Origin of the sequence: Embleya sp. NPDC050154, from assembly GCF_044460165.1 — a bacterium.
Taxonomy (GTDB): domain Bacteria; phylum Actinomycetota; class Actinomycetes; order Streptomycetales; family Streptomycetaceae; genus Embleya.
In genome coordinates this window covers 301,233-327,641 of record NZ_JBITJP010000002.1, presented here as the reverse complement: position 1 = coordinate 327,641, position 26,409 = coordinate 301,233, and the positions used below count along the sequence as shown (strand labels likewise).

Genomic DNA, 26,409 nt, shown 5'->3' with positions numbered 1-26,409 from the left:
GGGGCGCGTGCACACGTGCGGATCTGCCTTGTCACCGATCGGCCCGACCACCCCCTCCTGGCGGAAGCCCGCGCCCTGCTGACACCTCGTCACGAGGTGGTCGCGCTCGATCCGGACACCGTCACCGACCGACACCCGATCACCGCCGACGTCTACCTGCTCAAGGCCCGTACCGCGAAGGCGCTCGCCTTCGCGGAGCGGGCCGAGCGGCACGGCGCCCGGGTGCTCAACTCCGCGGCGGCCACGCGGGCGTGCCAGGACCGGGTACGCATGGCCGAACTCGCCTGGGCGGCCCGGCTGCCGTTCCCGGATACCACGGCGTTCGTCTCTCCCGCCGGGCTGCTCGCGACCGGCCCGGCGTTCCCGCTCATGGTCAAGAGCCGGCACAGCCGCCGACACGACCTGGTCGCCCGGGTCGACGACCCGGACGCACTGGGCGCGCTCGCCCGGGAGTGGCCCGACGAGCCGATCGTGGCCCAGGAGTTCGTCGACAACGGCGGCTGGGACCACAAGCTGTGGGTGGTCGACGGCCACGTCTTCGCCGGCCTGCGTCGTACCGCCCTCGACGGCCCCGCCGAAACCAAGCCGATCGCGCCCGAGGACCTCCCCACCGGCTGGTCCACACTCGCCCGTCGGGTCGGCATCGCCTTCGGGCTGGACGTGTACGGCGTCGACATCCTGGAGGTCGACGGCTCCCCGTCGATCATCGACGTCAACGCCTTCCCCGGCATGCGCGAGATGCGCGGAGCACCCGAGGCGTTGGCCGAATTGGTGGATCCGCCCGAAAGGGCGGATCGGGCGGAAAGAATAAGCCGGGCGCAGGTATCCGCGACCTCCTCGATCGGCATCAATCGAGGCAATCGTACAAAACCGATCCGTTGATCGAGGCCTTCGGGAAACGTGTCGAAGAACCATGATCACCGAACGTGGTGACGGGGATGCGGAGAACGCAATTTCCCTGCTACGGTTCTGCTGCCGACCGAATTAATTGTCGGCCTTAATCGCACGTTGAAAGGTTCGAACCAATCATGCTCGAGAGCCTCTACTTTTTGCCTGCCACTTTCATGATGGGCGCGGCCGACTTCTGGTCGACGTTCGCGTTCTGGGTCTGAGTCAGCCCGCCGCGTCGTCGATGCGGCCCAGTGCGGTGCGTGCCTCGTCCGCCTCGGCGGCGCCCAGACGCTCATAGCAGGCCAGCGCGGACGACCAGTACGGACGGGCGGCGAGCGCGCCGTCGATTGCCTCGGTCGTCCGTGCCAAACCGGCCAGTGCGTGCGCTTCCTCGAGTTCGATGCCCATTCGACGGGCCAGTTCCGCGCTCGTCCGATATTCCGTACGGGCGCCGATGAGGTCGCCCAAGTCGCGGCGGGCCCGGGCGAAGCCGGCGGCGGCCCGCTGCCGGTGCAGGTCGTCGTCGATGCGCTCGGCGATCTCGCGGCCCCGGGCGAAGTGTTCGAGGGCCTCGTCCGGAGCGTTCATCGCCAAGTGCGCGAGGCCGACGTTGATCCGGGTGTCCGCCTCGCAGCGCAGGTCGTTGATCTGTGCGTAGACGCGGAGCGCCTGCGCGTAGCGCGCCAAGGCGCCGGTCGGATTACCGCGCGCGAGATCGACCTGACCCAGATTGTTCATCAGTACCGCGTATTCGGCCCGAGCATTGCTTCGCCGGACCACGTCGAGCGATTCCAGGTAGTAGCGCTCGGCGTTGTCGAAATCATCCTGGAGAAAATAGAGCTCGCCGATGTTGTTGAGGATCTTCGCCAGTTCGCGCCATTCGCCGAGCGATTCATAGATGTCTCGCGCGGCGAATAAGTGGGTGGCCGCCCGATCGAATTTCCGCAGATGGCCGAACGTCACGGCGAGGTGCAGCAGAATTCCGGCCCGTCCGTGTGGATTGTCCATACCGCCGTGCATCGCCAACGCCCGTTCCAGATGTTCCCGGGCGGCCGTGAGCCGACCCGCGCGCACGTGGGTCGCGCCGATCTCGGCGAGGGCCTCGACCCGGCCGCGCAGGTCCTTCGCGTCCTCGGCGAGCGCGAGTGCCTCGGCGGCGTCGCGGAACGCGGCGTCGTGCGCGCCCAGGCGCCACTGGATCGAGGCGCGCTCGATCAGCAAGTGCGTTTGTGCCCGGGGATTCGGCGTGCCGTCGCGGCGCCACGCTTCGAGCGAGGCGCTGTACAGGTCGCGGGCAACCTCCCACGAGCCCCATTTCAACAAGGACCGGGCCAGCACCTCGGGCAGGAAGCGAATGTGCTCGGGCGACTCGACGCCCGCCGACCGCGTCGCGGCCACCAGATTGAGCCGTTCACCGCCGAGCCATTCCTCCGCCTCCTCGGCCGTCGCGAACGGCGGAGTCGTCCGACGCGCCGGCACCGGCACCAGGCCCGAGCGCCGCCCGTGCGGGTAGGCCAGCCGATCGGCCTGATCGGCCAGGTCCAGGTACAGATCCAGTAGCCGTCCCAGCGCGTCCGCGCGCTCTCGATCCGGCTCCTCGTGGTGGGCCGAGTGGATCGCGAAGTCGTGCACCAGGTCGTGGAAGCGATAGCGGTCGTGGGCGGGCTCGTCCAGCAGGTGGGTCTCCACCAACTCGTCGATGGCCCGCCGGGTTTCGTCCGGTCCGACGCCGCACAGCGCCACCGCCGCCGGCCACGCGAGGTCGGGACCGGGGTGCAGGGCGAGGCGGCGGAAAACCGATCGCGCGGCGGGGCCCAGTTCCGCGTAGGAGAGGTCGAACGCCATCGAGATTCCCGGGGGAGCGTCGATCACGTCCAGTCGCCGGGTCGCCTGGGCCAGGCGTGCGGCCAGATCGCGGACCCGCCAGGCGCGGTGTCGAAAGCGATTCGCCGTCAGTTGCACCGCCAACGGGTGGTTGCCGCACCGATTCACGATCTCGTCGACCAGCGCGCGGTCCGCGTCGTCCAGCTTCCGGGACTCTTCCGCGATCCGGGTGAACAGGGCCGCCGCGTCCGCCGTGTCGGGCACCTCCAAGGAGAGCGAACCGGCGCCTTCGAGATCGGTGAGCCGCCGCCTGCTGGTCACCAGGACCCGGCAACTGGGGCTCCCCGGCAGCAATAATCGCACCTGCGCGGCGTCTCGCACGTCGTCCAGCACGATCAGCGCGCGCCGGTCGGACATCTCCCGTCGCCACTGGGCCGCGCGCAGATCGAGTGTGGGGGCCAAGTGTTGTGCCGGCGTGCCCGTCGAGATCAGCAGCGACCCCAGTGCTTCGGTCGGCTCCACGGGCGCCTCGTGCGGATCGTGCGCGTGCAGGTTCAGATACAGCCGGCCGTCCGGATAGCTCGCCCGCATGCGGTGCGCGGCGTGGATCGCCAGGCAGGTCTTGCCGACCCCGGCCAGGCCGGAGATCACCGTGATCGGCAGCGCGTTCCCGACATCGTCCTTGCGCAACAGCGCGGCCACCTCGGCGCGTCGGCCGATGAAGTGCCGGGTGTCCCGCAGCAGCGTGTCGGGCGCCGTTACGGCCGGTTCGGCGGACAACGCCCGCACCGGCGGCTCCGTGCGCAACCGGGCGGGCACCGACAGGGCCGGATCCCGATGCAGCAGCCGGGTGTGCAGCCGTTCCAGGTCCGGTCCGGGATCCGCGCCCAGTTCGGAGTTCAGCCGGGCGCGGGTCCGCCGGTAGGTCTCCAACGCCTCGCTGTATCGCCCGCAGCGGTACAGCGCGAGCATCAAATCGGCCACCACCGGTTCGGCGACGGGGTGACGCGCGGCCAGATCCCGTAACTCGCCCACGACCTCCGCGTGTCGACCCAGGACGAGCTCCAGGTGGATGCGACGTTCGCGGATCTGCCGGCGCTGCTCCTTGAGCTTGTCCCGCATGGACTCCACCCACAGCCCGGGCAGCCCGGCGAACGGCTGTCCGCGCCACAGTTGTTCGGCCGTGCGCAGGAGTTCGGCGGCCGAGGCCGGATCCTCGGTGGCGTTGGCCTGTTCGTGCAGTCGGCGAAAGCGACGGAAGTCGACCGACTCGGGATCCACGAGCAGTCGGTACGTTCGCGAATCCGAGGACAATCGCGCGGCGTCGCCCGTGGCGCGCAGCCGGTTGCGCAGTCGGGATATGTAGCTGCGCAGCGTCTCGACCGAGGTGATCGGCGGCTCGTCGTCCCACACCCGACTGATCACCGAGTCCGTGGAGACCGCGGCTCCTTCGGCACCCAGGAGAACGGCCAGCACGCACCGCTCCTTCAGCGATCCCAACGGCTGCCGCGTACCGTCCACCCACAATTCCATCGGTCCCAGCACGTGGATCGATAGCACCGCGTTATCCCCCCGCCCCAGTCCTCCCTGGCCAACGCGCCCGGTGCCGAGGTGTCGTCCAACCACTGTGGCACGTCCCGCCACAGCGCCACCAGAACGCCGGCACCCGCAATCGACCGGAAATCGCCTATGCGTGACGGCGCGTTCCGGTTGGCCGCGTTCCTGCAGGCGCATTGCAGGCGACCTGCAATGAATTCATCCGCTTCATCGGGGATGTCCGAGTCGGCGGCAGTGCTTCGCCGCAACGACCGAACCGACCGCCCGGCCGCGGGGGAACGGGGCCCGTCCGGTGGTGACGACGCTCATGGAGGCATGGATGACGATCATGGCGAACAACGATTGGAGACCCGTACCCGTCCGACCGGACGCGGCACGGTGGACGACCCGATCGGCGGTGCGGGGGGTGCTCGTCGTGGTGCACAACGTCACGTCGGGGCAGCGCCTGATCGACGCCGTTCGGCTCCTGGAGGGGGATCTGCGAGTACACGTGTTCTTCACCATGGCGCCCACGGTCTTCGCTTCGGGGGTCGCGGAATTCCTGGATCGGCTCGGTGCCACCACGCTGCCGTGGCAGCGCGCGGTCGACATGCGCTTCGACCTCGCGTTGGCGGCCGGGCACGAGGGACTGCACGAACTGGACGCGCCGGTGCTCGTGATGGCACACGGTGCCGGGCACAACAAGCTGGTGTCCGCTCCGCGCGGCGGCCGCATGGTGGCCCCGCGCGGAACCTACGGACTGGCCGCGCAATGGCTGATCAGGGACGGGCGGTTGGTGCCGGCCGGCATCCTGCTCGCGCACGCCGAGGAGTTGGCCCGGCTCGGTGTCGCCTGCCCGGAGGCGGTATCGGCGGCAGTGGTCGCCGGCGACCCCAACTACGACTGCCTGGTGGCGAGTCGCCCCGATCGTGCGCGCTATCGCGACGCACTGCGCATCGGCGCCCGACAACGACACGTCGTGGTCACCTCGACCTGGGGTGGCAACTCGCTGCTCGGCCGAACACCCGAGTTGCTGCATCGAATGACCACGGAACTGCCGCGCGACGCCTACCGGGTGACCGCGTTGATGCACCCGAACGTGTGGAGCGGGCACGGCGCCTGGCAGGTGCGGTCCTGGCTGGCCGAGTCGCTGCGCGAGGGCCTGGTGCTGATCCCGCCGGAGGACGACTGGCGTGGCGTGCTGGTCTCGGCGGACTGTGTGGTCGGTGATCACGGCTCGCTCAGCCTGTACGGCACCGCCACCGGGGCTCCGGTGGCGCTGGCGACCTACCCGGAACAGGACATCGATCCCGCGTCCCCGCTGGGCGATCTGGCGGCCTTCGCGCCGCGGATCCGCCATCGCCGGTCGATGGTGGGGCAACTGTCCCGGATCCCGACGGAATTCCGACAGTCGGACTACGCCCGGGTGGCCGCGCGGATCACCTCCGAACCCGGCAGGTTCGCCCGCAACACCCGCGCCCTGATGTACCGGCACCTCAAACTGAAGGTGCCCCCGGGGCGACCGTTCGTCCGGGTCGCGGACCTGCCGGGACCGATCCGATGACGGGGGCTCGGGCCTGCCCGAACTCGGGACCGACCGATCGCGGCGCCGTCTCGGTCGCCGTGCTGATCCGCTCCGAGGACGGGCGGGTCGTCGTCGACCGGCATCTGCGCGCGGAACTGTGCTGCGATCAAGCGGAGTTGGCTGATGTCCTGGTGGTGGACGAGCCCGGCCTGCCGTCGTGGTCCCGGGTCGGGGCTCGCGACCGCGAGTTGGCCACGAGCCATCCCGGCGCTCTCGTCACGATGATCGTCTGCGGACCGACGCTGGCCCTGGTCCGCATCGGCGGTGCGACGGCCGGCCCGGCGCGGCGGTCGAGCGGTGATCCCTCGTGGCCGGTGTACGCCTCGATCCTGCACGCGCTGGCCGTCCGGGAGGCCGCGCCGCGCTGAGTCGCGGATCACCCCGGCGGCCCGAGGTCGCGCAGCCGCGCGCGAACATCCTCGGCCGCCGGGGCCCGAGCGGCGTCGTACAGGTCCAGCGCCTCGGTGTACAACTGCCGCGCGTGCTCGGGACGACCCCGGAGCGCGGCCGTTTCGCCGAGCGCGGTGAGCACATGCGCGACCTCCACCCGCGCGTTGTGGTCTCTGAGCACATCCAGTGCCGCGGCCAGGTGTCGCTCGGCCTGATCGTGCCGGGCCGAGGCCGACAACGCGCGGCCGATCAGGGCCCGGGCACGGGCGGCGTTGTACTCGTCGCCCACCCGGGCCAGTTCGGCCCGGGCCGCCTCGGCATGTTCGAGAGCCCGGTCCAGCCGGCCCGAACGCAGCGCCACGTCGGCCCGATTGAAGCGGGCCAGCGCAGCCGGACGATCGTCACCCAACGCCCGACACCGGGTCTCGGCCTCGCGAAACGCCTCGGCCGCCTCGTCCAGTCGACCCAGGCGAAGCAGCGCCAGACCGGTGTAGTTGCGAGCCCGAGCGGCGCCGACCGCGTCTGCGGAATCCACACACACCCGGATCGCGTCGGTGAACATCCGCAGCGCCTCGGCATGGCCGCCCGCGCTCGACTCGCACAACCCGCCCGAGGTCAACATCCGTGACTCCGCCGCCGAATCGGCGCAGGCGCGTGCCGCGCGCAATCCGATCACGTGGGCGGTACGCGCGTCCGCCAGATATTTGCCGCGCAGGAACAGCGGCCACAGCGCGTCGGTCAACTGCCACGCCACGGAGTGGAGTCCGGCTTCGTCGGCGGTGCGAACCGCGGCCACAAGGGTGACCCGGTGCGCCTCCAGCCAGGCCAGCGCTTCCTTCTCGTCGGCGAACTCCACATACGGGACGCCGTCGTCGGCGTAGTCGCGGGCCAATGAGCGATGTTGGGGTTCGAGGATCTCCTCGGCCCGGGTCGCCGTGGCCAGGTAGTGGTCGAGCATCGCGCGCACCGCGTCGTCTTGTTCCTGGCTCGGGCGATCGGACAATTTGGCCACCGCGTGGAGTCGGATCAGGTCGTGGAACCGGTAGCGGCCATCCGTCGCCTCGGTGATCAGGTTCCGATCCAGGAGGGATTCGAGAACGGATCGTGCCGCCTCCTCGGGGTCCGGGACCGCACGGGCGCCGAGCACGGCTGCCCCGACGATCGGCCCGAAGTCGGGCCCCGGATGCACGCCGAGACTGCGATAGAGCAGGGCCGAGAGCTCGGGCAGGTCGCGATAGGAGACGTCCAGCGCGGCTCGTACGGTGTGGTCGCCGTCGAGCGCGAGCGCGTTCAGGCGGCCGCGCTCGTCGGCCATCGCGCGCACCATCGTGGTGATGGGCCGGGTGGGTCGCGCCGCCAGTCGTGCCGCGGCCACCTGCACCGCCAGCGGGAGGCGTGCGCACAGGTCGACCAACTCGCCCGCCTGTACCGGCTCTTCGTCGACTCTCCGGTCGTTCATGGTGGCCGCGAGCAGGTCCACCGCGGCCTGCCGATCCAGCGGTTCGAGGTGGATCGGCACGCCGCCGTCGACCAGCAGCCCGGAGAGTCTGCTGCGGCTGGTCACCACCGTGACGTTGGGACCGGCCGGCAGCAGCGGTCTGACCTGGGCAGCGGTGGCCGCGTCGTCGAGCAGCACGGCCAACCGGCGACGCGCGGTCAACGACCGGTACAGGCCCAGCTGTTCGGCGGGCGCGTGTGGCACCTGATCGGCCGGCACACCGAACGCGCGCAGGAAGCCTCCGACGATCTCACTCGCCAGGGCCGGCCGGTCACCGCCGTGCCCGCGCAGGTCTGCGTACAACCGGCCGTCGGGGAACGCCTCGCCCAACTCGCGCAGCCAGGCCAGGGCGAGCGTCGTCTTGCCCACCCCGGGTAACCCGCTGAGCAGCGCGATCGTGCCGTTGTCGTGGCGCAGCCGGCTCAGCGCGTCCAGTTCGCGATGCCGGTTGACCATCGGCGGGCCCGGTGGCAACTGCCACGGCACGACGGTGTTGTCCGCCTGCCGCATCGAGAAGTGGATGCCGCCGTGCACGGTCCCCGCCTGCACGCTGGGGCCGTGTACGGTGCCGCCGAGTTCGTTGCGGCTCGCGGCGGGCCCGTCGGCGCGCTCGTGGTCGACCCCCGACACGTGCCGCCCCCGTTCGTCGCGGTCGAAGCTGCCCTCGCGCGTGGCCGAACCCGGCCCGGTGGGCGGGAAGGGCATTCTGGATGTTTGTCGCTTGGACGGCTCGCGAAACCTTTCCGGCCATATCGCCCGGCACCGGGTATCGGGCATCGGTGCCCGCCTCGGGGGCGGAGACGGGTCGACGCCGGATTCGCTGGCCGGGGACCGCGGATTCCGCCGCTCAGACCCGCTTCGGCAGGTACCGTTCCAGGTCGGTGAGCACGTGGCCGGCGGCGGAGTAGCCGGTGCCGACCATCCAGTACTCGTCGTCGACCTCGTGGGCCCGGTCGGCCCGGACCGCCTTCAGGGTCTTCCACAGCGGCCCGCCGAAGACCTTGTCGTGGTCGGTCTTGTCCTTGGGACCGTACGTGGCCACGAAGATCACGTCGCCGTCGGCCTTCTCGATCTGCTCCGCGCCGACCTCGACCATGAAGGTGTCGACGTTCTGCACTGCGGGGCGGCCGAGGCCGACCTCGGACAGGATGCTGCCGACGAAGGTGTCCTTGCCGTACAGGCGGTTCTGGCCCGCGACGAAGCGCAACACGCTGACCTTCACCGCGGCCGGATCGCTCTGGGCGGCGCCCAGAGCCTTCGCCCGCGCGGTGAACTCGGCCACCACCCGATCACCTTCCGCCTTCTTGTTCAGCGCGTCGGCGGCCGACAGGAAGTTCTGCCGCCACCGGGTGCCGGCCTGCTCGGAGAAGACCACCGGGGCGATCCTGCTCAACGCGTCGTATCGGTCGGCGTCGCGCACCAGGTTGCCCAGGATCAGGTCCGGCCGGAGCGCCTCGATCGTCTCCAGGTTGGGCGCGCCGATCGCGCCGACGTCCTTGATCCCCGCCGTCTTGTCGCCGTGGTACTTGGGGAATCCGGCGCCGGGGCTGCCCACGACCGACCCCACCGGCTTGACGCCCAGGGTCAGCGCGGTGTCCAACTCGCCCAGGTCGAGGGTGACCACACGTTTGGGCGCGACCGGAACCTTGACCGAGCCCTTGGCGGTACGCACCTCGCGGGTGTCCGCGGACGCCTTGGTGTCCTTGTCCCCATCGGCGCCCTCGGCGGAGCACCCGGTCAGGCCGAGGGCGAGGGCCACACCGAGGGCGGCCGTGACGCGGAGCAGGGACACGGAAGGCATGGAGGCTCCTTGCGGAAGGTGACGGGAACGTCGCCAACGGGAACGAGACGGGCCGAAGCGGCAGCACGGATGCGCGACGGCACCGTGGTTGCCACCCGCCCAGTGTGCCTACCCCGCCTTGCGCGGCTGTCCCGGCACCACCATCGGCGCGCCCGTGACCGGGCACGGGATGACCACGCAGTCGAGTCCGAAGACGTCGCGCACCAGGTCGGCCGTGACGATCCCGGCGGGCGTGCCCTGCGCGACGATCGAGCCGTCGCGCATCGCGATCAGGTGGTCCGCGTAGCGGCACGCCTGGTTGAGGTCGTGCAGCACCGCGACCACGGTGCGTTCCCGGGTGGCGTTCAACTCGCGCACCAGGTCGAGCACTTCGACCTGGTGCGCGATGTCCAGGAAGGTGGTCGGCTCGTCCAGGAGCAGGATGCCGGTGCCCTGGGCGAGCGCCATCGCGATCCACACCCGCTGTCGCTGGCCGCCGGAGAGTTCGTCCACGTAGCGGTCGGCGAGTTCGAGCACGTCGGTGCGTCGCATCGCGTCCGCCACCACGTCCTCGTCCTCGTCGGACCACTGCTGCCACCAGCGCTGGTACGGCTGCCGGCCGCGCGCGATCAGGTCGGCGACGGTGATGCCCTCGGGCGGCACCGGGCTCTGCGGCAACACGCCGATCCGCCGGGCGATCTCGCGGGTGGGCAGGTCGCGCAGCGCCGCGCCGTCGAGCAGCACGCTGCCGGAGACCGGCTTGAGCAGCCGGCCCAGCGACCGCAACAGGGTGGACTTGCCGCACGCGTTCGGGCCGACCACGACGGTGACCTTCCCGGCCGGCACGTCCAGATCGAGGTCGCGCACCACGATCCGGTCCTCGTAACCGAGCGTCAGATCGCGCGCGCCGAGCTGATGGGTGGTCATGAGGCGCCTCCGGCACGGGAACGGGTCAACATCCACAACAGGTACGGGCCGCCGACGGCGGCGGTGAGCACACCCACCGGCAACTCGGCGTCGGGGATCAGCATCCGCGCGCCGATGTCCGCGAGGACCACGATCAGCGCGCCGAGCAGCGCCGAACACACCAGCGGCACCTGTGGGGTTCGGGTCAGCCGGCGGGCCAGTTGGGGCGCCACCAGGGCGACGAAGTCCACCGGACCGGCGGCCCCCGTGGCCACCGACGCGAGCAACACGCCGACCACGACCAGGCCGAGCCGGATCCGGCCGAGCCGCACGCCCAGGGCGATCGCGGTGTCGTCGTCGAAACCGGCCGAGCGGGACGCCCGCGCCGCCCACACGATCGCCGGCGTGAGCGCGACCAGTACCCAGAACAGCGGCTCGGCCTGGGACCAGCCACGCCCGTTCAGGCTGCCCGACATCCACACCTTGGCCTGCTGGGCCAAGGTGATGTCGGCCTTGGTGAGCAGCAGGTTGGTGACCGAGTACAGCGCCACCGAGATGCCGACGCCGATCAGCACGAAGCGCTGCGCGTTCAGACCACGGCGCCAGGCCAGCAGGTAGACCAGGAAGGCCGCGACGGTGCCGCCCGCGACCGCGGTGAGCGGGGTCGCGGTGGGCCCGCCGAAACCGAAGACCAGGCCGAACACCACGGCCGCCGCCGCTCCGTGCGAGACACCGATGACGTCGGGACTGGCCAGCGGGTTGCGCGCCACGGTCTGGATCAGCGCGCCGGCGATGCCGAAGGACAGGCCGACCAACAGCCCGGCCGTCGTGCGCGGCAGCCGCAGCGTCTCGACGACGATACTGTCGTCGACGCCGAACACCACCTTGAGCACGTCGCCGGGCAGGATGAACCGCACCCCCACGCACAGGCTGAGCAGGAACGCGGCCGCGAGCAGCACGGCCAGCACGCTCGCGACCATCGTGGAGCGGCGGTGCAGCAGGAACGACAAGCGCGGGCGACGGACCAGGACATGGCCGTACGGGCGGTAGCTCATCCGGCCACCACCGGCTTGCGGCGCACCAGCGCGACCAGGATCGGTACGCCGATCAGCGCGGTCATCGCCCCCACCTCGACTTCTGCGGGCGGGAAGATGATCCGGCCGAGCACGTCGGCGACCAGCAACAGGATCGGCGCGAGCAGCGCCGACATGGTCAGCACCCAGCGGTGGTCGGTACCCACCAGGGCCCGCGCGGCGTGCGGGACGGCCAACCCGACGAACGAGATCGGGCCGGTCGCGGCCACCGCGACGCCGGTCAGCACGGTCGCGCCCAGGCCACCGACGATCCGGATGCGGTTCACCTTGTGGCCCAGCCCCTTGGCCACGTCGTCACCCAGCGCGAGCGCGTCCAGGCCCCGGGCGACCGAGGCCATCAAGAGCAGGCCCGCGGCGACGAACGGCAACATCTGCCAGGCCACGTCGTCGGTGCGCCCGGACAGCGAGCCGACCAGCCAGAACCGGTACTGGTCCAGCGTGCCCTGGTCGGTGGTCAGCACCAGGGTGATCACCGCGCCGAGGGTGGCCGCCAGGGCCTGCCCGGACAGCGCGAGCTTGACCGGGGTGGCGCCGCCGCGCCCACGCGCGGCGACCGCGTACACCAGCACCCCCGTGCACAGCGCGCCGGCGAAGCCGAACCACACGTATCCGGTCAGGCTGGTCACGCCGAACACCGCGATCGCGGTCACCACGCCGGTGGCCGCGCCGGTGCTGATGCCCAGGATGCCGGGCTCGGCGATCGGGTTGCGGGTCAGCCCCTGCATGCAGGCGCCGGCGATGCCGAGCGACGCGCCGACCAGGAGCGCGACCACGGTACGCGGCACGCGCATCGAGTTGACCACGATCGCGTCCGTGGAGTCGCCGCCGTGCACGAGCGCGTCCAGGACGACACTCGGTGCGATGGCTCGACTGCCCACGGCGAGGCTGAGCAGACAGGCGGCGGCCAGCACGAACAGGACCGAGACCAGGTAGAGGACTCGGCGCTTGGTCGCACGACCCCGCGTCGGGAGGACATTCACTGGAGAAGGCTAGGCTTACCTGATATGTCCGAGTGGGCCGGGGGCCCGAGTTCACGCAGGGTCGCCGGACGATTTCGCCGGCTGTGCCCGCAGCTCGCGCACGATCGCCTCCGGGGCGACCGAGCTCGCGCACGAGCGCGTCCGGGTCGACCGTGAACGCCGCCTCGGCACCGATCGCCTTGCCGACGGCCCCGTTCTCCGACCCTTCGACCTTCGATACTTGGTCCCTCGACTCCTCGACCGAAACGGTCGAGCGGATCCGATCCGTGCAGTGGTGGGATCCGTATCGGCCGAGACACCCGAGCGGAACCGAATCACCTTGATCTATGGAGTGAGCACCATGACCACCACCCTGTTCCGGGGCGCCGTGCGCACCGGCGCGGGCGACACCGACGCGCTCGCCGTACGCGACGGCCGGGTCGTCGCGCTCGGGGCGGCCGCGCTCGCGCTCGACGCGGACGAGGTCGTCGAACTGGGTGCGGGCCTGCTGCTGCCGGCCTTCGGTGACGGACACGCCCACCCCCTGTTCGGCGGTCTCGAACACTTCGGGCCGCAGGTCAAGGGTCTGAGCAGCGTCGAGGCCATCGCCGCCGAGGTCGGGCGCTGGGCGGCCGAACATCCGGACGAGGAATGGATCGTCGGTGCGAGCTACGACCCGACCCTGGTCCCGGACGGCGAGTTCGACGCCCGCTGGCTGGACGCGGCGGTGGCCGACCGACCCGTGGTGTTGCGGGCGTACGACTATCACACCGTGTGGTGCAACACCGAGGCGCTGCGCCGGGCCGGGGTCACCGCCGCCACCCCCGACCCTCGGCTCGGCTGGATCGTCCGCCGCCCGGACGGTTCGGCGCTGGGCACGCTGCGCGAATGGCACGCGTGCGATCTGGTGCTGGACCGGGTGCCGGGACGACCGCTGGACGAACTGGTCGACGCGTTGCGGGTGGCCGGTGCGGCGTACGCGAGCGCGGGGCTGACCTGGGTTCAGGATGCCTGGGTGGAGCCGGAGATGGTGCCGGCGTACGTCGAGGCGGCGCGGCGCGGGGCGTTGGCCTTCCGGGCCAATCTGGCCTTCCGCGCCGACCCGGACCGGTGGCGGGAGCAGCGTGCCGAGTTCGTCGCCGCGCGGGCGTCGGTGGCGGCCGAGGGCGGGCCGTTGTTGTCCGCGCGGACGGTGAAGTTCTTCGCGGACGGCGTGATCGAGGGCGGTACGGCCGCGATGCTCGAACCCTATTGCGACGCGCCGCACAGCTGTGGGATGCCGGTATGGCCGCCGGCCGCGCTGGCCGAGGCGGTCACCGCGTTCGATGCGGACGGGTTCCAGGTGCACATCCACGCGATCGGCGACGCGGGGGTACGGACCGCGCTGGACGCGATCGAGGCCGCCGCGTCGGCCAACCCGACATGGGATCGGCGGCCGGTGATTGCGCACGTGCAAATCGTCGACCCGGCCGACCTGGATCGTTTCGCACGGCTCGGGGTGATCGCCAACTTCGAGCCGCTGTGGGCCCAACTCGACCCGCTTCAGACCGAGTTGTCGATTCCCCGGGTGGGCCCGGAGCGGGCTGACCGGCAGTACCCGATGCGCGGTCTGGTCGACTCGGGCGCGCCGGTGTCGTTCGGCAGCGATTGGCCGGTGAGTTCGCATCAGCCGTTGGAGGGCATACAAGTCGCGGTCACCCGACGGACGTTCGAGGGCACGCCGAGTCGGGGCTGGACGCCGCGCGAGCGGTTGACGGTGGATCAGGCGTTGGACGCCTACACGGGTGGGGTCGCCCATCAGGCATTCGCGGACGACCGGCGGGTGTTGGAGGTGGGCGGTGCGGCCGATCTGGTGTGGCTGAGCGCGGATCCGCGCGTGGTCGACCCGATGAGGCTGCGGCGGATCGCGGTGCTGGGGACGTGGTTGGCGGGGACACGCACGCACTGAATCGATGGGCGGGGCAGGGCGACGCGGGGCCGGCGACGCGGGGCAAGTGCCTCGCTCGGCGTGCGGGGCTGCCGCGCGAGAGCAGTCTTCGAGCTTGCCGACCGATTGTTGGGCAAATCAGCCGTGGGTGGCCACATTTTCCAGCCCTATGACCCTTACGAGTGAATCTGAAGGTTATTCGGGCTAAAGCTGACGGTTGTGCCGGAAGATCGATCCCATGAGCGCATGGGGTCGGGCGCGCCGGTGGGGGTGCGTGGTCGGGGCGGGGGCCTTGTTGGCTGCTCCGGCAGGTGTGGCGTGGGCGGGGTCGGGTGCCGGGAGTGGTCATGCGCCGGGCACGAACGTGGATGTGTGTGTCTCGATCGGCCGTTCGCCCGGAGCGGTGGTCAAAGTCGATGTGACCGAGGCGACCGGGCCGCCGACCCATGGGATCGGGCTCACCGTCGACTTCCGGTTGGTGCGGGACGGCTCGTGTCGGCCGACGCCCAAACCGTCGCCGACACCCACGAAGCCCAAGCCCACGCCGCCACCGAAGCCCACGCCGGTGCGGACCACTCCGCCGCCCGAGGTGCGACCCACGCCGGTGGCGATCGTCGTGCCCAAACCGACTCCGCCGCGGCCGACCCCACCGGTCTCGAAGCCCCCCAGCCCACCGCCCACTCCGCCGCCCACCACTCCTCCGGTGATGACACCGCCGCCGCTGCAACCGATCGCGGTCCGGCGGCCGGTGCTTCGGCCTCCTGCGGCGCCGCCGCCGGCGCGTGGGACGTCGATCGTCACGACGACGCTGCTGATCACCGCGCCGGCGATCCTGGCCGGCGCCGCGCTCAAGCCCCGAGGGCGAGCGGGCGTGCGTGGGTCGAGCGGTGGATCCGGCTGAGCCGACTCGTTTCGCCCGGGACGACCGGGCCGCGCCGGCCGTACCCGATTCCGCCTGCTGCGACGGACGTTCCGAACCCGTCGTGTGGACCGCTGTTCCGGCTTCCCGCCGGGCGGCGGCCGGCCTCCTCGGGGGCCTTCCACCCGTGTCCCTCGCTCCACTCCACCCGACTCCATCGGACTCTTCGATCCGGAGGTCACCCATGACGCATTGGGTTGTACTGGCACTCGCGATGGTCGCGGTGTGCACGGTCGTCCTGGCGGTCGTCGTGCTCAAGCAGCGCCGGTTGCCGGACGACGACGACCCGTCGGCCACCCCGGACGTGCTCGAATACATGACGATGATGATCGGCGTCGTCTACGCGATCGTGCTCGGTCTCGCGATCGCCGGCGTGTGGGAGGGGCGGGGCGCGGCCGAGGACGAGGTCCGGCGCGAGGCACAGGCGTTGCACGAGGTCAGTGAGCGGGTTCGGGTCTATCCGGAGCCGGTGCGCGATCGCCTGCGGGCGGACGTCGACGCCTACGTGAAGTACGTGGTCCGGAAGGAATGGTCCTATATGGCCGACCATGGCGAACTGTCCGACCGGGGCTCGAAGTTGTTCGAAACGATCCGGCACGGCGCCACCGACTACGTGCCGCAGGGCGACCAGGAAATGCAGATGTACCAACCGATCCTGGACCAGGTCGCGATCGCGGACGACGCGCGGCAGGCACGAGGCGGACAGGCCGGCTCGTCGATGCCGGGACTGGTGTGGTTCGGCCTGATCATCGGGGCCATGGTCACAGTGGGCATGATCTTCACGCTGCAGATCCGCAGATCGGCGCCGGAGTTGATCGTGGCCGGGTTGTTCAGCGCGTTGATCGCCTTTCTGTTGTTCCTGATCTGGGATCTGGACGCCCCCTTCGGGCGGGGGATGACGGCGGCGTCGGACGCCTTCGTCACGCTGTTCCCCGGCTCCGGATAGCGGCCCGGGAATGCCGGAGCAGTGGATCACTGATAACGGGCCTTGGAGGCAACACACCGACAACACCGCGCAATCGCATCGGGTCGGCATGCCCGGCGGGTAGCGGGACACGGTCCGGGCACGCCGACCCGGAGCAGGTGGTGCGGGGGGTCAGTGCACCTCCGTGCGGATGACCCGAATCGTGCCGATCAACAGCGGAAGTACCAACCAGATGGCCATCGCGGTGCCGAGTCTGGCCCACTCGGTACCGGTGATGCCGGTGGTGTAGAGCGGTTCCAGGACCGAACCCGGGTTGATCCAGCGGTTGGTGGATTCCATGGCGGAGACGAGGCCGGAGAGGATGCCCAACAGGCTCGGGATCATGAAATAGGCCACGATGGCGAGCGGCGCGTTCAACAACACCGTGCCGAATGCCAGGCCGATGGTGATGGCGAGGACCGCGGCGAGCAATGTCGACGCGATCACCGAGGGCGGTATGGACCAGGTGCCCGCGCTGCGATCGGTGACCGTGGCGACCAGGTGCCCGAGCGTCGCGCACACCAGGCCCACCACGAGCCCGATCACGCACAACACTCCTCCCGCCGCGACCTTCGCGGTCAGCACCCGGCGGCGGTCCGGTACGAGGGCGAAGGTGGTCAGCGCGGTGCGCTGGGACCATTCGCCGGTCACCGCGAGGATGCCGATCACCGGGAAGAGCACGGCGACGCCCGCCTGGGAGGAACTGAGGAAGTCCTGCACGGTGCGGTTCTCGCGCGGTGCGGCGGTCAGGTTCACGATCACCAGGGCCACGGCGGCGAGCCCGACCACGCCCAGCAGCCATCTGCCCGCGCGAGTGTCGGTCATCTTGCGCAGTTCGACCTCGGTCAGTCGGCCGAGCGTGGGGGCGGCGACCGTCATGACCCGATCTCCTGGGGCACGGAGTTGATCAGGCTCAGGAACATCTCTTCGAGTCCTTCGTGTTCGGCGGGCCGCAGGTCCACCAGGACCACCCCCGCGTGCGCGGCGGCTCGTCCGACCGCCTCGGCCGGGGCATCCACCAGGTAGGCGCCGGCCGGGTCGGCCGGGCGATGCGGCAGCGCTGCCGCGACCAGGGCGGTACGCAGGGCGACCGGGTCGAGGCCGACGACGCGAGTGCCGCCGGATGTGGTGAGCAGGTCACCCTTCGCGCCGTCGGCCACGACGCGGCCCTTGGCGATCATCACGATCCGGTCGGCCACCGCCTCGATCTCGCGCAGTTGGTGCGACGACAACAGCACGGTGCCGCCCCGGTCGGCGAAGTCGCGCAGGAGCGTGCGCATTTGGTAGACCCCTTCGGGGTCGAGGCCGCTGGTGGGCTCGTCCAGGATCAGCACGGCGGGATCGCCGAGCAGCGCCTGCGCGACGCCCAGCCGTTGGCGCATCCCGAACGAGTAGCCGCCGACGCGACGCTTGGCCGCCGGGCCGGACAGGCCGACCAGGGTCAGGAGTTCCTCGACCCGGGCCCGGTCCACGTCGAGCACGCGGGCACACAGCGCCAACGTCTCGCGCCCACTGCGGCCCACGTGCTGGGCGGCCGCGTCGAGCAGCACGCCGACGTGGCGCCCGGGGTTGCCCAGTTGCCGGTAGGGCACGCCCTGGATCGCGGAGCTGCCGCGGGTGGGTGGGGTGAGGCCGCAGATCATCCGCATCGTGGTGGACTTGCCCGCGCCGTTGGGCCCGAGGAACCCGGTGACGGTGCCTGGCTCGCAGCGGAACGAGACGTCGTCGACGGCGACGTGCTCCCCGTAGCGCTTGGTCAGGTGCTCGACTGTGATCATGGCTCCAGCGTGGCCGCGCCGGGTGCTCGTGCGCAGCGGCCGAGGGGCCAGGATCCGCGGCCTTGGTCTATATCCGCCGCGACCAAGGACTGGGGACCGACGATCGACAGTCGCGGGTGGCTCAGGAATCGCACGCGTCGTGGACCAGCAGGGCGATCTGCACTCGGTTGTTGAGGTCGAGTTTGGTCAGCAACCGGGAGACGTACGCCTTGACGGTCGCGATGCTGATGGACAGTTCCCTGCCGATCTCGGCGTTGGTGCGGCCCTTGCCGACGAGTGCGGCCACCGCGCGTTCACCCTCGCTGAGTCGGTCGAGGGCGGCCCGGGCCCGGGTTCGGCGCGGATCGACACCGGCTGCCGCGACGTAGGACATCATCCGGCGCATCACGTCGGGGGAGAGCATCGGTTCGCCGCCCGCGACCCGGCGGATGGCGTCGATGATGTCCGGCGGCGGGGTGTGTTTGAGCAGGAAGCCGCTCGCGCCCGCGCGCATCGCCTTGAGGATGTGGTCGTCGGTGTCGAAGGTGGTCATCACGATCACCTCCGGGGCCTCGGGCCTGGCCCGCAACGTCGCGGTGGCGGCCAGTCCGTCCACCCGGGGCATCCGGATGTCCATCAGCACCACGTCCGGTCGGTGCTCGTCGACCGCGACCAGGACGTCGGCACCGTCGGACACCTCCGCCACCACGCGCACGTCGGGCAGTCCGGAGAGCATCATCGAGAGTCCGGCGCGGACGAGAGCGTCGTCGTCGACGACCAGGACCCGTACGCAGCCGTCGGCAGTAGTCACTTGGCCAACGGTAGCCAGACCCGGAGCCGGAAGTCACCGTCACCGGTGCGACCGTGCTCGAGTCGGCCGCCGATCAGCGCCACCCGTTCGCGCAGCCCGATCAGCCCGGCCCCCGCGCCGGGGATGCCGCTGCCGGCGCGACCGCGCGGCAGCCGGTTGACCACCTCGATCGCGAGGCCGTCCTCGGGAGCGGGCGCGACCAGCACGCGTACGTGTGCGCCGGGGGCGTGCTTGCGGGCGTTGGTCAGGCCCTCCTGGACGATCCGGTAGGCGTGCCGCCCGGTGCGCCCCGACACCGACGGCAGTTCGGCCAGGTCGAGGTGCACGGTCGCGCCCGCCTGCCGGGACTCCTCGATCAGCGCCGGCAGGTCGCCGAGCACCGGTTGCGGGCGCTCGGGTTCGTCGCCGTCGCCGTCGGTCTCGTCGGGATGGGCGCGCAGTACGCCAATGACCTCGCGCAGGTCTTCCAGGGCCTCGAACGCGCACTGGCGGATGACCTCGGCGGCGCGGGCCTCCTGCGGTGACGCGCCGGCCCGGTATTCCAGGGCGCCGGCGTGGATCGCCAGCAACGAGATCCGGTGCGCGAGCACGTCGTGCATCTCCCGGGCGAGTCGCTCGCGTTCGAGGTGGCGGGCCTCCTCCACGCGCAGCCGCTGGCCCTCCTCGGCCTGCCGGGCGCGCTCGCGCCAGCTCGCGGTCAGCTGCCGCTGGGATCGGATGAGCATGCCGGTGACCACGGAGGTGGTGATCAGCAGGAACATGGCCAGGAGCGAGGTCCAGTAGCTGCGTGCGGAGTCGGCGCCGACCCAGAACGTGCCCGCGATCAGCGCGACCTGGAACGCGGCGACCGAGACGCTGGTCCGCCAGGGCCGGTGGATCGCCAGGTTGAGCAGGACGACCGGGGCCGAGCCGGTGACGGCGGCCGAGAAGAAGCCGACGGTCACCCACACCACGGCGAGTCGGGTCGGCCGGGCCCGGCGGAACAGCAGCATGCCCGCGAACATGATGCCGCCGAGGACGGCCTCGACCCATACGTTCGGCGGCTTGTCGTCCTCCTGGAGCGCGGTGACGAGGATCATCGAGCCGAGCACGAACGCGCTCAGGGCGTAACCGAGATCGGCGGCCCATTCGCGGTGGGTCCGGGCGCGGCGGGTCACGGCCGGCGCGGGGGTGGTCGGCTCCTGTGCCGGGTCGGTGCGACGGGCTCGGGTCTTGATCACATCTCAGCGTAGGCAGCGGTTCGGCGGGTCCGGCAGTGGTCGTGGGTCGACGCGGGCATCGACTTTGGTCGACGTATCGCGGCCGGGCGGCGGCCGTTCCCGGCCCGATGCGCACATCGAGCCGGGTCCACCGGGGTTCAGCCGATCTCGGAGAGGCAGTACGTGCTGCCGTAGGTCGGGACTCCGTTGCGGGTCCAGTAGCTGGAGTACGTGTAGTCCGCGCCGCTCACGTTGTCGCACGGGCGACCGGACATCGTGTACGGGAACACGCGCAGGACCTTGAAGTTGGCCTTGGGGTCGGAGCAGCGGACCGAGGTCAGCTCCTCCTGGCTGCCGCCCGTGGTGATGCTGCCGCTGAGGCACTCGCCCTTGTCGTACGCGGTCTTCGTGCTCTCCGGCGTCGCCGAGGTCTCGGCGGTCCGCGTGCTCCGGCTCGTGGCGGACGGTGACTGGCCCGTCGTGCCGCGGGTCGAGACGGGGTACGTGGCCGGTGCCGTGCGCGGCGTGAACATCGAGGACGCGGAGGGCGTTCCCGTGCTCGAGGTGCCGACGTGCGCCGTCTTCTTGTCGTTCCCGTCGCAGGCTCCCACCAGCAGGAACGTGGCCGACACGGCCGCGATCACCGCGAATGGCGTGCGTGCGCCGAACGACCCGATCCGATTGGTCATGAGGATGCCCCTTTTCCGTACCGCGTCGTTTACCGGCGGCACCGGTAAACCATGACGGTCCCCATTCCGCTCGGGCAACCGAAATCCGGGCAATCAAGGGGACTCCCTCAGCCCACCACCCGCCAGGCGCGTCGACTGTGCGGCGCATGCGTGGCGGAGCGGGGTCGAGAGGTCAGGAGGTGCCCGGGTCGACCGATTCGGCGGACAGTTCGGCGTTGCACGCGTTGCAGGTCCAGCGGGGGCGGAGCGGGTCGCCGCAGGTGACGTGGGTGATCCGGACGCCGGCCAGGCCGTCGGCGCTGAAGCGTTGTTCGGACCAGGCGATCAGGAAGGCGAAGGTGGGGAAGAAGTCGTGGCCCTTGGGGGTCAGCCGGTAGCCGGTGCGGCGTGCGCCCTCCTGGAGCGGTACCCGGGTCAGGATGCCCTCGTCGGTGAGTAGGCCCAATCGGGTGGTCAGGGTGTGCGGGGCGGTGTCGTGCATGAGGCGTTGGAAGTCGCCGAAGCGGTGCACGCCCAGGAACGCGGCGGCCAGGATCGCGGTGGAGGTGCGATCGGCCAGGACGGCGGCCGCGGCGATCGGGGAGTGCTCGCCGGTCGCCGCGGCCGAGCGGTGGTAGCGCCGCCTGGGGTTGGCGGCCTCGGCCGGGACGGCGGGGTCGCGGACCGCGGCGGTGTCGCGCGCGCTCACGCCGATCGCCCCGCACGCGCCGCAGCCGAAGATCGGATCGAAGCCGTGTCCGCAGGTCAGGTGTCGGGGGCGGGCCCGGATCCGAAGCGGTGAGGTGGGTGCCCAGCGCCGGTCCCACGCGTTGATCGCCACGAACGCCGGCCACAGGTCCCGGCCCGCGTCGGTCAGCCGGTACTCCTGGCGCGGTCCGGTCGCGGCCAGTACGCCGTCGGCCAGCAGGTCGCGCAGTCGCCGGGTGAGGACCGGGTCGGAGATGGCCAGCGCCGACTTGAGGTCGCCGTATCGCACCGGACCGGCCAGTGCGGCCCGCACGATCAGCAGGTTCCACAGGTCGCCCATCACCAGCAGGCCGTGCCCCAGTGAGGTGTGGGCGGGGGTCGGGGCGGGGGCAGTCTCCATGGGCGAAGTATTCCTTCGGTCGTTCCCCCGGTCGTGGCGAGCCCTCCATACGAGTGGGAAGTGCCTGATCCGGTTACTTCCACTCTAGAAGTATTTGACGCCTCGGGTTAGCCTCCCGGCATACCTGGTTCCCTGCCGGCGAGTCTCCATCGACCTCGGAGTGGCCATGAACGACGAAGCCCACGTAGTGCTCAAGCCGGTCGAAGACGGAGAGGAGAATCCCTATCTGCTCGGCGTGTACGCGCCGGTCGTGGATGAGATCTCCGCAGACGATCTGGAAGTAATCGGCTCCATTCCGGCCGATCTCAACGGGGTGTACGTGCGCAACGGCCCGAACCGCCGGTTCCCGGCGACCGGCCGGCACCACTGGTTCGACGGCGACGGCATGGTGCACGCGGTGCACTTCGAGAACGGCCGGGCGCGGTACGCGAACCGCTGGGTGCGCACCGAGGCGTTCGAGGCGGAGAGCCGGGCCGGACGCGGGTTGTGGACGGGCGTGATGGAGGATCCCAAGGGCAATCCGTTCGGCAACGGACACGGCCTGGGCCTGAAGGACTCCGCGAACACCGACGTCACGTTCTTCGCCGGCAGGCTGCTGGCGAGTTGGTATCTGTGCGGTACGCCGCGCGCACTGGACCCGCTGTCGCTGGCGACGCTGGGTCCCGAGACCTTCCTGGGCACCCTCACCGGCGACTTCATGGCGCACCCCAAGGTGGACGAGGCCACCGGTGAACTGTTCTGGTTCGACTACGGACCCGAACCGCCCTACCTGCGCTACGGCGTGGTGGGCGCGGACGGAAGGGTCGCGCACACCACGCACGTCGACCTGCCCGGCCCGCGCCTGCCGCACGACATGGCGATCACCGAGAACCACGCGATCCTGATGGACCTGCCGCTGATCCAGGACCAGGAGGCGCGTCGACAGGGCCGGTACAAGCTGCACTTCGAGCGATCGTTGCCGTCCCGGTTCGCGGTCCTGCCCCGATACGGCGACGGTTCGCGGGTGCGCTGGTTCGAGGCCGCGCCCGGGTACATCTACCACGTCGTCAATTCCTGGGAGGAGGACGGCGAGATCGTGCTGGACGTGTGCCGGGTCAAGGACCCGCAGCACCAGCCGAGGATCTCCCACCCGCTCGCCCGGATGCTCGCCTACCTGCGCCTGGATGCCCAACTGTGGCGCTACCGCTTCGACGTGACCACCGGACGCACCGTCGAGGGGCCGCGCGACGAGGACAACACCGAGTTCCCCTCCATCGACTTGCGCATGGTGGGCCGGCGCAACCGTTTCGCCTACAACGTGCACATCGCGCGCGAGGACACCCTGCTCTTCGACGGCATCGTGCGCTACGACCTGCACACCGGCGAACGCCAGGACCATCGCTTCGGTGCCGGGCGTTGGGGGTCCGAGGCGCCGTTCGCCCCGCGCGACGGGGGCACCGGCGAGGACGACGGCTACCTGGTGTCGTTCGTGACCGACGAACGCGAGAACCGCTCGGAGGTGGTGGTTCTGGACGCCGCCGACCTGGCGGCCGGGCCGGTGTGCCGGATCCTGCTTCCGGTGCGGGTGCCGGTCGGCTTCCACGCCACATGGGTGCGCGCCGATCAGCTCGGAGGCCGAGGATGAGACTGCACACCGCCGAGCGGGCCGCGCGCTACGCGCCGTGGTGGGGCGGCCCGACCTGGGACCGGATGTTCCGCGATCGGGTGGCCGAACACCCGGACCGCACCGCGATCGTCGACCCGCCCAACCGCATCGCGTCGATGGACGGTCCGCCCAAGCGGCTGACCTGGTCCGAACTCGACGTCTACGTGGATACGTTGGCCGCGGTACTGCTCGATCACGGGGTGGTGCGCGACACCGTGGTGGGCGTGCTCCTGCCCAACTCGGTCGAACTCGCCGCCGTCTACCTGGCGATCACCCGGCTCGGCGCGATCGCGACGCCGTTCCCGGTGCAGTACCGCGAGTACGAACTGACGGAGTTGGCAGGGTTGGCCGACGTCCGGGTGTTCGTCACCGCCACCCGGGCGGCCTCGTGGCCCGCGGCGCGGGTGATCGCGGGACTGCCGCTCTCCGGCACGCGTGCGGTACTGGCCTTCGGCGACGACGTCCCCGAGGGCGTCACCGCGCTCGACGCCGCGTGCGCCAGGGTCTCGACACTGCCGCTCGGCCGCTACCTGGCGGGTCTGGAGAGCGAATCCGGCGACTGTGTGACGATCTGCTGGACGTCGGGAACCGAGGCCATGCCCAAGGGGGTTCCGCGCTGCGCCGACGACTGGACGCCGATGGCGCTGGGCAGTGTCGACGCCGCCTCGCTGACCGGCGCGGACGTGCTGCTCAATCCGTTCCCGATGGTCAACATGGCGGGCATCGCCGGGATGTTCCTGCCGTGGTTGATCACCGGTGCCGTCCTGGTGCAGCACCACCCGTTCGACGCGGGCGTGTTCCTCGGCCAACTGGCCGCCGAGCGGGTCACCTACACGGTGGTGCCGCCCGCGCTGTTGGCGATGCTGTTGCGCCAGGACGCCCTGCCGGACGGGGTTCTCGCGTCGCTGCGCGTGGTGGGTTCGGGATCGGCGCCGCTGACCGAGGAGATGACGGTCGGCTGGGCCGAGCGGTTCGGCATCGAGGTGATCAACTACTTCGGCTCCAACGAGGGCGCGAGCCTGGCGGCGGATCCGAGCAGCGTGCCCGACCACCGCGACCGCGCGCACTACTTCCCGCGTTTCGGCTCGCCCGACCACACCTGGTCCAACCGTGCCTCGCACGGCCTGCGCAGCCGGTTGGTGGATCCGGCCACCGAGGTCGAGATCACCGAGGTGGGTGTACCGGGGGAGTTGCGGCTCCAGGGACCGGGGGTGTTCGCCGGGTATGTCACGCGCGATCCGCGGGCGCGGCGGGAAGCGTTCGACGACGACGGCTGGTTTCGGACCGGGGACATGTTCGCGTACGCGGCCGACGCGTCGGGGGATCCGTGCCGGCTGCGCTACGTCGACCGGGCCAAGGACATCGTGGTGCGCGGTGGGATGAACATCTCCGCGGCCGAGGTGGAGAACCATCTGGGCGCGCATCCGGCGGTCGCCGAGGTCGCGATCGTCGCGGTGCCCGACCCGGTGATGGGCGAACGGGCCTGCGCGGTCGTGGTGGTCGCGCCGGGCGAGCGCGCACCGTCCCTGACCGAACTGGGCGCGTTCCTGAGGGAACGTCACATCGCGGTGTACAAGCTGCCCGAGCGGCTCGAACTGGTCGAGGAACTGCCGCGCAACCCGGTCGGCAAGGTGCGCAAGGCCGAACTGCGCACCCGCTTGGTGGACTTCGGGGCCGGTTCGGCGTCGGCGGCGGGCGCCGGTTCGGTATCGGGGCCCGGCTCGTCCGCGGCTCCGGTGGAGGACCATCCGGAAGGAGCCGACTCGTGACCTTGACCCCCCTCTACATCCTCGGCGGCGCGCAGACCGACTTCGCCCGCAACTGGACCAAGGAGGGCCTGGGCCTGGTCGACCCGATGCGTGAGGTCGCCCTGGCCGCGGCGGCGGACGCGAAGGTGGATTTGGACGCGATCGAGGTCGTGCACGTGGGCAACCTGGCGGGCGAACTGTTCGCCGGGCAGGCGCACCTGGGCGGCCTGATGGTGACCGCTGTACCGGAGCTGGCGGGCCGGCCGAGCATGCGGCACGAGGCGGCGTGCGCGTCCGGGAGTTGCGCGGTGCTCGCGGCCGGCGCCGATCTCGGGGCGGGGCGCTACGACCTCGCGCTCGTGGTCGGCGTCGAACTGATGCGCAATGTGCCCGCGGACGAGGGTGCGGCCCATCTGGGCACGGCCGCGTGGGCCGGACACGAGGCGTCGCACGCGCGGTTCCCGTGGCCGGCGCTGTTCGCCGAGATAGCCGACGCCTACGACGCCCGATACGGCCTGGACCCCGCACACCTGGGCGCGTTCGCGGCGGGCGCGTTCGCGAACGCCGCGCGCAACCCGCTCGCGCAGGCCCGGGACTGGGACTTCCCGGCTGCGGCCTTCACCGCCGACGACACGGCCAATCCGCCGGTCGCCGGGCGACTGCGGCGTACCGACTGCGGCCGGATCACCGACGGCGCCGCCGCACTGGTCCTGGCCTCCCCCGCCTGGGTCGCCGAACATGGACTCGACCCGGCGGAGTTGGCCTGCGTACGCGGCTTCGGGCATCGCACCGACACGTTGTCCCTGGCCGCCAAGCTGAGTCGGGCCGAAGAGGCGGTGATGTTCCCGCACTTGGCCGGCGCGGTTGCGGACGCCTACCGGCGGGCCGGGTTGCGCGGGGCCACCGAGGTGCACGTGGCCGAACTGCACGACTGCTTCACCATCACCGGCCTGGTGGCTCTCGAACACCTGGGTGTGTGCGGTCCGGGTGAGGCGGGTCGTCTGGTTGCCGACGGGGTGTTCGGGCCGGGCGGGCGACTGCCGGTCAATCCCGGCGGTGGACTGCTGGGCCTGGGGCATCCGGTGGGCGCGACCGGTGTGCGGATGGTGCTCGACGCGGCGCGGCAGGTGACCGGTCGGGCCGGGCCGATCCAGGTCGAGGACGCGCGTACGGCGTTGACGGTCAACGTGGGCGGTTCCT

The 26,409-nt window shown here is 71.0% G+C and carries 20 protein-coding genes and 1 pseudogene; 8 read left to right on the top strand and 13 right to left on the bottom strand.

From position 1 onward, the window contains the following. Nucleotides 1–15: 15 nt before the first annotated feature. Nucleotides 16–882 carry a RimK family alpha-L-glutamate ligase gene (locus ACIBSV_RS05050; RefSeq protein ID WP_395859570.1) on the top strand — a complete coding sequence of 289 codons (867 nt, stop codon included), beginning with the start codon at nt 16–18 and terminating at the stop codon, nt 880–882. A gap of 231 nt (nt 883–1,113) precedes the next feature. Here the strand turns inward: ACIBSV_RS05050 and ACIBSV_RS05045 are convergent, their stop codons facing one another. Beyond that, nucleotides 1,114–4,248, bottom strand: coding sequence for a BTAD domain-containing putative transcriptional regulator (locus ACIBSV_RS05045; RefSeq protein WP_395859569.1), 3,135 nt, complete (start codon nt 4,246–4,248; stop codon nt 1,114–1,116). 343 nt (nt 4,249–4,591) lie between these two features. Here ACIBSV_RS05045 and ACIBSV_RS05040 point away from each other — a divergent pair, with 343 nt between their 5' ends. Both ACIBSV_RS05040 and ACIBSV_RS05035 read left to right on the top strand, forming a co-directional pair. After that, complete coding sequence (locus ACIBSV_RS05040; protein WP_395859568.1) at nt 4,592–5,815, top strand: hypothetical protein; 1,224 nt, start codon at nt 4,592–4,594, stop codon at nt 5,813–5,815. Beyond that, nucleotides 5,812–6,204 (top strand): hypothetical protein, encoded by a 393-nt coding sequence (locus ACIBSV_RS05035; RefSeq protein WP_395859566.1) that lies wholly within the window; start codon nt 5,812–5,814, stop codon nt 6,202–6,204. The genes ACIBSV_RS05040 and ACIBSV_RS05035 overlap by 4 nt, the downstream gene beginning before the upstream one ends. Nucleotides 6,205–6,212: 8 nt before the next feature. Here the strand turns inward: ACIBSV_RS05035 and ACIBSV_RS05030 are convergent, their stop codons facing one another. The 5 genes from ACIBSV_RS05030 to ACIBSV_RS05010 form a co-directional block, all read right to left on the bottom strand. Next, nucleotides 6,213–8,429, bottom strand: a complete 2,217-nt coding sequence (locus ACIBSV_RS05030; RefSeq protein WP_395859565.1) for an ATP-binding protein — start codon at nt 8,427–8,429, stop codon at nt 6,213–6,215. 142 nt (nt 8,430–8,571) lie between these two features. Continuing rightward, nucleotides 8,572–9,525: an ABC transporter substrate-binding protein gene (locus ACIBSV_RS05025; RefSeq protein WP_395859564.1), complete on the bottom strand. Its 954-nt coding sequence runs from the start codon at nt 9,523–9,525 to the stop codon at nt 8,572–8,574. Nucleotides 9,526–9,633: 108 nt separating this feature from the next. Next, nucleotides 9,634–10,431: an ABC transporter ATP-binding protein gene (locus ACIBSV_RS05020; RefSeq protein ID WP_395859563.1), complete on the bottom strand. Its 798-nt coding sequence runs from the start codon at nt 10,429–10,431 to the stop codon at nt 9,634–9,636. Further along, a complete protein-coding gene (locus ACIBSV_RS05015) occupies nt 10,428–11,465 on the bottom strand; it encodes a FecCD family ABC transporter permease (RefSeq protein WP_395859562.1) in 1,038 nt (345 codons plus the stop codon). The genes ACIBSV_RS05020 and ACIBSV_RS05015 overlap by 4 nt, the downstream gene beginning before the upstream one ends. Beyond that, nucleotides 11,462–12,484: a FecCD family ABC transporter permease gene (locus ACIBSV_RS05010; RefSeq protein WP_395859561.1), complete on the bottom strand. Its 1,023-nt coding sequence runs from the start codon at nt 12,482–12,484 to the stop codon at nt 11,462–11,464. The genes ACIBSV_RS05015 and ACIBSV_RS05010 overlap by 4 nt, the downstream gene beginning before the upstream one ends. Before the next feature lie 340 nt (nt 12,485–12,824). On the opposite strand from ACIBSV_RS05010, the gene ACIBSV_RS05005 reads away from it, so the two are divergent. After that, nucleotides 12,825–14,411: an amidohydrolase gene (locus tag ACIBSV_RS05005; RefSeq protein ID WP_395859560.1), complete on the top strand. Its 1,587-nt coding sequence runs from the start codon at nt 12,825–12,827 to the stop codon at nt 14,409–14,411. A gap of 324 nt (nt 14,412–14,735) precedes the next feature. Here the strand turns inward: ACIBSV_RS05005 and ACIBSV_RS05000 are convergent, their stop codons facing one another. Then, nucleotides 14,736–15,242 (bottom strand): hypothetical protein, encoded by a 507-nt coding sequence (locus tag ACIBSV_RS05000; protein WP_395859559.1) that lies wholly within the window; start codon nt 15,240–15,242, stop codon nt 14,736–14,738. A gap of 251 nt (nt 15,243–15,493) precedes the next feature. Here ACIBSV_RS05000 and ACIBSV_RS04995 point away from each other — a divergent pair, with 251 nt between their 5' ends. Beyond that, a complete protein-coding gene (locus ACIBSV_RS04995; protein WP_395859557.1) occupies nt 15,494–16,255 on the top strand; it encodes a hypothetical protein in 762 nt (253 codons plus the stop codon). A 150-nt stretch (nt 16,256–16,405) separates the two neighbouring features. Here ACIBSV_RS04995 and ACIBSV_RS04990 read toward each other — a convergent pair whose 3' ends face one another. The 6 genes from ACIBSV_RS04990 to ACIBSV_RS04965 all read right to left on the bottom strand — a co-directional run bounded on the left by ACIBSV_RS04990 (nt 16,406) and on the right by ACIBSV_RS04965 (nt 21,816). Continuing rightward, nucleotides 16,406–17,152, bottom strand: coding sequence for an ABC transporter permease subunit (locus tag ACIBSV_RS04990; RefSeq protein ID WP_395859556.1), 747 nt, complete (start codon nt 17,150–17,152; stop codon nt 16,406–16,408). Next, nucleotides 17,149–18,051 (bottom strand): ABC transporter ATP-binding protein, encoded by a 903-nt coding sequence (locus ACIBSV_RS04985; RefSeq protein ID WP_395859555.1) that lies wholly within the window; start codon nt 18,049–18,051, stop codon nt 17,149–17,151. Before ACIBSV_RS04985 ends, ACIBSV_RS04990 begins: the two co-directional genes overlap by 4 nt. A 121-nt stretch (nt 18,052–18,172) precedes the next feature. Next, entirely contained in the window at nt 18,173–18,841 is a 669-nt protein-coding gene (locus ACIBSV_RS04980; RefSeq protein ID WP_395859554.1) for a response regulator, read from the bottom strand. Next, on the bottom strand, nt 18,838–20,061 hold the full coding sequence (locus ACIBSV_RS04975; protein WP_395859553.1) for a sensor histidine kinase: 1,224 nt from the start codon (nt 20,059–20,061) through the stop codon (nt 18,838–18,840). Before ACIBSV_RS04975 ends, ACIBSV_RS04980 begins: the two co-directional genes overlap by 4 nt. 137 nt (nt 20,062–20,198) lie before the next feature. Further along, nucleotides 20,199–20,729 (bottom strand): hypothetical protein, encoded by a 531-nt coding sequence (locus tag ACIBSV_RS04970; RefSeq protein ID WP_395859551.1) that lies wholly within the window; start codon nt 20,727–20,729, stop codon nt 20,199–20,201. Between the two features lie 172 nt (nt 20,730–20,901). Further along, nucleotides 20,902–21,816: a winged helix-turn-helix transcriptional regulator gene (locus ACIBSV_RS04965; protein ID WP_395859550.1), complete on the bottom strand. Its 915-nt coding sequence runs from the start codon at nt 21,814–21,816 to the stop codon at nt 20,902–20,904. 166 nt (nt 21,817–21,982) lie between these two features. On the opposite strand from ACIBSV_RS04965, the gene ACIBSV_RS04960 reads away from it, so the two are divergent. From ACIBSV_RS04960 to ACIBSV_RS04950, 3 genes and pseudogenes are all read left to right on the top strand, one after another. Beyond that, complete coding sequence (locus ACIBSV_RS04960) at nt 21,983–23,440, top strand: carotenoid oxygenase family protein (protein ID WP_395859549.1); 1,458 nt, start codon at nt 21,983–21,985, stop codon at nt 23,438–23,440. Next, nucleotides 23,437–25,230, top strand: a complete 1,794-nt coding sequence (locus tag ACIBSV_RS04955) for a class I adenylate-forming enzyme family protein (protein ID WP_395859548.1) — start codon at nt 23,437–23,439, stop codon at nt 25,228–25,230. Before ACIBSV_RS04960 ends, ACIBSV_RS04955 begins: the two co-directional genes overlap by 4 nt. Next, nucleotides 25,227–26,381: pseudogene (locus ACIBSV_RS04950) on the top strand (acetyl-CoA acetyltransferase); the annotation flags it as partial. The gene ACIBSV_RS04955 and the pseudogene ACIBSV_RS04950, both read left to right, overlap by 4 nt. Between the last annotated feature and the right edge of the window lie 28 nt (nt 26,382–26,409).